The organism is Pseudomonas sp. MD195_PC81_125 (assembly GCF_014060985.1).
GTDB lineage: Bacteria > Pseudomonadota > Gammaproteobacteria > Pseudomonadales > Pseudomonadaceae > Aquipseudomonas > Aquipseudomonas parakoreensis.
In genome coordinates, this window is record NZ_JABULD010000892.1 from 1 (window position 1) to 1431 (window position 1431).

Genomic DNA, 1431 nt, shown 5'->3' on the forward strand with positions numbered 1-1431 from the left:
ACTATAAGCGCCTCTGTGCGACACGCGTAGCGTGTCTTCAAGACTTCGAGGTGGATGGTCATCTTGAAGGGCTGTTCGATTACAGCCAAGGCTGGAGTACCCAATCTCCGGAATAAAAATCCATCAAAGAAGTCCACTGCCTTCAAGGACTTACCGTTGCGGCGGGGCATGCCCACAGTCGATCAGCATTCGACACAATCGACTGGGAAAGGATCTTTTCTTTCTAGAATGCATCTTCAATCTTCGGTTCTCACAGAACCTCACCCCTGCGGGATAGAATCCCCGCAAGGGTTTTCTCCTGCTTCGAAACAGGAGGAAACACTTTTCTGAGCATGCTGACTCTGTCAGTTCCTGCTTATCCCTCTGAAGACTCGAGCGAAAGCTCTGTCTGTCATTGTCCATCCAGCTTGCTTGCAAGTTGGCAGCGGACTCGTTGTACGACCAACGATAGCCTAGGAAGACATGCGTCATTGGCAACGATGAGGTGTGAAGCTTTTCCAACAACGTAGCCCCTGAAAAGGTCTGCAGCCACCGTGAGGGGATGTAGAGATGCTCGGAGCTGAACCGGGTTGAGGCGCCAGGCTGGTTGGCATGGGCAACATATGTGAACTGCTGATAAACGTCGTAATTATAAACAAGCCAAAACAGCTGTCAGGCTTGAGCCAAAAGGCAAAGTGATCGGATATCTCTGTAGAGGCTGGAGATACGTCGTCATCAGAATCACCGGCGAAAAGGCAGGCCCTAACCCAATCGTGTGACAGGCAGGGAACGTGGTAAGCCCGTATGGCTGCCTTCGGGCAGGTGAACCGCAAGGGGATCTGTTGGCTGTGCGGGTATGGGATCGCAGAGAAAGCGAAAGTCGATCTGTAATGGATCGAATAGGGGTTGGAACATCACCCCACGGGAAACCGGGCAGACTTCTGCGTGGTCTTTCGTCGCATGAACTCTGACTGAGCCTGTCTCAATAATCTCAGAAACCTGCAGTTTAGGTTTCCCATTTATCCAGCCCTGACGGGACGTCCATTCCCGTCAGGGAATGCGTACGTCTTCAGCTCAGGCAATTTGAGAGGAAGGCAGCATGAAAGTACACAGCCCTACGGCCGTGTCTGCGCCTTCCGGCGCTCCGCAGCAATGGCATGACATCGATTGGTGGCGTGTTCAGCGGAATGTCCGGGCGATGCAGTTACGGATTGCGAAGGCTTGTCGGGAAGGCAATTGGCGCAGGGTTAATTCCCTGCAACGAATGCTGACCCGCTCTAGTTCGGCCAGATATTTGGCCGTTCGGCGAGTCACTGAAAACCAGGGCAAGCGCACGGCGGGAGTCGACCGCGTGCTCTGGGATACACCCGATGCCAAATGGAAAGCGGCAAACGGGTTGAAGCGCCACGGATACAAACCACGGCCTTTAAGGCGTGTGTTCATTCCGAAGTC

General features: G+C 53.5%; 1 protein-coding gene. It reads left to right on the forward strand.

What is annotated here, in order from left to right; genetic code table 11:
- Window positions 1–1078: 1078 nt before the first annotated feature.
- A partial coding sequence (locus HT737_RS30155) for a reverse transcriptase N-terminal domain-containing protein (RefSeq protein ID WP_182404647.1) occupies window positions 1079–1431 on the forward strand: 353 nt, incomplete at its 3' end.